The organism is Ignavibacteria bacterium, from assembly GCA_025612375.1.
In the GTDB taxonomy this organism is placed as follows: domain Bacteria; phylum Bacteroidota; class Ignavibacteria; order Ignavibacteriales; family SURF-24; genus JAAXKN01.
In genome coordinates this window covers 1-4,321 of the sequence record JAAXKN010000088.1, presented here as the reverse complement: position 1 = coordinate 4,321, position 4,321 = coordinate 1, and the positions used below count along the sequence as shown (strand labels likewise).

Here is a 4,321-nt window from a genome sequence, read left to right as displayed (position 1 = left end):
TGAAGGAAAAGAAGGAGAAATCAAAATGTCACAAAACCAAAAACCAAATCCAAACGTCGCAACAAAGATTGTTACCGACAAAGTCAGACTCAGCTACCTGCACGTATGGGAACCTGCAGCTGTAGACGAAGGCTCTGAGAAAAAGTATTCTGCATCCATCATCATCCCGAAGCTTGTCAACGGAAAGAAGAACCCGGATGTTGACAAGATCGTAACCGCAATCAGTGCAGCCATCGAACAAGGCAAAGCCAAATGGGGTGGCAAGGTTCCAAGCAACCTGAAGACCCCGCTCCGCGATGGCGACAAAGAACGTGAAGATGATGATGCCTATGCCGGCAGTTACTTCATCAATGCATCAAGCACCACCAAGCCAGGCGTCGTAGATGCCAACATTCAAACAATCATCAACCAGGATGAGCTCTATTCCGGATGTTACGGCCGTGTATCAATTAACTTTTATGCCTTCGATAAAGGTGTGAACAAGGGCATTGCTGCAGGTCTCAACAACATCCAGAAGCTTGAAGACGGAGATCCTCTTGGCGGACGCTCAACTCCTGAAAATGACTTCGCCGCTACTGCATCTGCAGGAGACCTTCCGGATTGGATGAAATAAGAAGACTCCACGTCGACATCGAGTCGTACAGTGAGGTCGATATAAAGACATGCGGGGCTTACCGTTATGTGGATGACCCGAGCTTCGAGATCCTTCTCATCGGCTATGCAATCGACAATCAGCCCGTAGAAGTGATCGACCTGGCACAAGGAGAATCATTGCCACAGTGGCTGAAGGAAGCCCTGACGAACCCCGCATGGCTCAAAACAGCGCATAACGCAAACTTCGAGCGCACCTGCTTTGCCAAGTGCCTCGGAGTGCCTATGCCGCCGGAGCAATGGGAGTGCTCAGCGGTACGAGCGGCAACGCTGGGACTGCCAAGAAGTCTTGAAGATGTAGGCGAAGTGCTAGACCTTGGCGAGGATGAAAAGAAGATGCGCGAAGGCAAAGCACTGATCAATTACTTCTGCAAACCTTGCTCACCTACAAAAGCCAATGGCGGACGCACCAGGAACTATCCGCGTCATGACATGGCCAAGTGGGATTTGTTCAAAGCCTACAACAAACAGGACGTAGTCACCGAAAGAGCCATATTAGAAAAACTTTCAGCATACCCAAAGACCACACAGGTGGAGGAGCATCTGTGGGATCTCGACCAGAAGATAAACGACCATGGCGTGCTGGTTGAAAAACAACTCGTTGATAACATCATTAATTTTTACGCAGATCATAAAGACCGGCTTATCCAAAGGGCTATTGAGATAAGCGGCATTGACAACCCCGGAAGCATACCTCAAGTAAGAAGATGGTTAGCCAGCCGGGGTTTTTCGTCCCCTAGCCTGGACAAGGATGCCGTCAAGGACCTTGTCAAAACCGTAGCAGATAAAGAAGTATTGGAATTTTTAAGAATTTATCAAGAACTCGGAAAGACATCTGTTGAAAAGTATGAAGCTCTCAACCGCTCAATGTGCCATGACACACGGATCCGCGGGACACTTATGTTCTACGGAGCAAACCGGAGCGGGCGCTGGAGCGGACGGATCTTCCAACCGCAAAATCTTCCACAGAACAAGATGAAAGATATAGACACTGCGCGGTCCATCGTGATGGATGATAACTTCGAGCTGCTTGAGATGCTCTATGACTCTCCCACCGAAGTCTTCAGCCAATTGGTCCGTACAGCTCTTATCTCCGAACCTGGTCGAACCTTTACGGTTGCTGACTACTCTGCCATCGAAGCCAGAGTGCTATCATGGCTTGCGGATGAACAGTGGAGACTGGACGTCTTCGCCACCCACGGCAAGATTTACGAGGCGACCGCAAGCAAGATGTTTAAAATCCCGATCGAACAGATCACAAAGGAATCGCCTTACCGGAAAAAAGGTAAAGTTTCAGAACTTGCTTGTATAGCCGAAGGAACACTTATCACCACAAACAAAGGTTTAGTGCCTATAGAACACATTACTACAGATATGCTTCTGTGGGACGGTGACCAATTTGTAAAACATGATGGCGTAATCTACAAAGGAATCAAGGAGGTAATAACTTATGATGGACTTACCGCAACCAAAGATCATCTCGTATGGGTCGAGGGGGAAGATTACCCAATACCAATGGGACAAGCCGCCGAAAGCGGATCACGTCTCGCAAAATCAAAGCCAAATTGGCATGATCTATGGAAATGTAAAAATAATCAGCTCAGAGAGACGATACATAAGGGGCTGGACCGACTGTTGCGTATTGACAGAATGCATCCATTGTCATTCAAAACAGTGGACCCTTTTGGGAAATTTAACACGTGGTCGAAGCAAAGGTTGTCAAAGATGTTCACAACCGAAACTAGCTCCTCCATGGCTTTACAAGAGGGCTTCTGCAGCAAAGCAACGATGCACGAATCCAAAATGCAGGAATTATGGCATTTACGGGGGGCGGGGTATCAAGTTCAATTTCCGAAGCGTTCAAGAAGCTTGCCTGTATCTGATGGAACTGGCGAATTACAACCTAGACCGCTCTTTGGAATTAGACCGGATAGACAACAATGGCCATTACGAAAAAGGGAACCTTCGATTTGTTCCAAAAGAAGTGAACTTATCAAATCGGAATGTAACCGTTCTTCCACATTGGGATCCAAAAGCTTGGCCCTATGCGCGAAGTGTTGTAACCAGAAAACTGTCTGCGGGAAAAACCCGAGAAGAGATTATTCAAGAAGCAAAAACTGCAGTGGAAAAGAAAACAAAGAACTGGAAAGCAATTCAAGAAAAGTTAGAGTCTATGACATATTAAATTGCGGACCACGAAATTGTTATACGGCATCTGGGGTGCTAGTACACAACTGTGGCTACCAAGGCGGCGCCGGAGCTTACGAGCGCATGGGCGCCAAGGACATGGGCCTAAGTGATGCCGAGGTCCAAAACCTGGTCAACTCATGGCGTGAGGCCAATCCGAACATTGTCAGGTACTGGGGAACTGTGGAAGACGCAATGAAAAGCGCCATCATGAGCCCGGGCTTCGTTGTCAAGGTTCCTCACGGAATTGAATTTCAGATGATCAGTGACACGCTCTTCATCAAGCTGCCGAGTGGACGTCAGCTCGCCTACAAGGATGCAGTCGTGGTTAAAGTAGGCTTCCGACAGGAGATCCGTTATCAAGGACAAAATCAGCAGACAGGCAAATGGGAGACGACCTCAACCTATGGCGGTAAGATTACCGAAAACATCTGCCAGGCTGTGGCTCGTGACTGTCTCGGATGGGCAATGCTCGCACTGGATGCCAATGGTTATACACCGCTTTTCCATGTGCATGACGAGGTAATCATAAGCGTTGACGATGCCACAAAAGACGCAGACATGAAACTGATATCCGACCTGATGGCCAAACAGTATGACTGGCAAAAGGGCCTCATCCTTAGAGCTGATGCCTACCAAACCAAATACTACTTAAAAGATTAAGGAGGCGCATAGATGAAATATTTCATTGACGGAAAAACAGCACGATCCTGGTGCATGGATAACGGCTACAGCTTGTCTTTCGTCCTGGTTCTTTTGAAAAAAGGCCTGACTGCAGATGAAATCAAAAAGCAGTGCCGGGATCGTTACGCTGACAGATTTCAGGATGCCATCTCGGAAGCCGTGGAAGCCATTAAGCGGGCAAGGTCCTATACTGACATGTACAACGCCCGGGAAGCTCTCCTCAAGAAAATCGGCCGCACGCCTGACCATGAAGCGATGTGGGATGGCGTGATCGCCGGAAAATACACCATCAACGAAACCTGGAAGCCCACTCCGGAAAGCCCGAGGTACCAGATAAGTTCTCTGGGCCGGGCCCGGAAGCTGATGAAAAACGGCAACCATTACCTGCTAAGCGTACAGCTCAAGCAGGCTAAGCGGGCCGGCAGTGAGTATAACTTCCTCACCGTGAGGATCGCCGGTCATGATACCAATCTAGCCAAGGCGGTTGCTGAAGCATTCGTTCCGAAGATCCCGGGATGCAACTGGGTATACAACATCGACGGCAACCCGGAGAACTGCAAAGCCTCAAACCTCAGATGGATCAGCCGGAAAGAAGCACTGCAGCTCTATGGATACACCACCAGAAGACCAAAACAGATCCAACTGCTGAACGATGCCGGCCTGGTCATAGAGACCTTTGATTCAGCCTGGGAGGCAGCCGAGAAGCTGAAGGTGTCATATCAGACAATTATCAATTATTGTACCAATTCAATTCAAAAACCAAAATTCCATATCAGATACAAGAAAGGAGCCTAATATG

Annotated in this window: 3 protein-coding genes; all 3 read left to right on the top strand. The window is 48.4% G+C overall.

Annotation, left to right across the window (positions count from 1 at the left end):
- Nucleotides 1-25 precede the first annotated feature (25 nt).
- Genes HF312_21245 through HF312_21235 form a run of 3 tightly spaced genes read left to right on the top strand, consistent with a single transcriptional unit; the run spans nt 26 to nt 4,317 of the window.
- Nucleotides 26-613: a DUF2815 family protein gene (locus HF312_21245; protein ID MCU7522742.1), complete on the top strand. Its 588-nt coding sequence runs from the start codon at nt 26-28 to the stop codon at nt 611-613.
- Entirely contained in the window at nt 601-3,501 is a 2,901-nt protein-coding gene (locus HF312_21240; protein MCU7522741.1) for a hypothetical protein, read from the top strand. The genes HF312_21245 and HF312_21240 overlap by 13 nt, the downstream gene beginning before the upstream one ends.
- 12 nt (nt 3,502-3,513) lie before the next feature.
- The gene (locus tag HF312_21235; protein ID MCU7522740.1) at nt 3,514-4,317 is read left to right on the top strand and encodes a hypothetical protein; all 804 of its coding nucleotides are present in this window, start codon (nt 3,514-3,516) and stop codon (nt 4,315-4,317) included.
- Nucleotides 4,318-4,321: the final 4 nt, after the last annotated feature.

Bases quoted from the DNA above. Each gene is read 5' to 3' on its own strand.
- HF312_21245 (MCU7522742.1), top strand. From the start codon at position 26: ATGTCACAAAACCAAAAACCAAATCCAAACGTCGCAACAAAGATTGTT.
- HF312_21235 (MCU7522740.1), top strand. From the start codon at position 3,514: ATGAAATATTTCATTGACGGAAAAACAGCACGATCCTGGTGCATGGAT.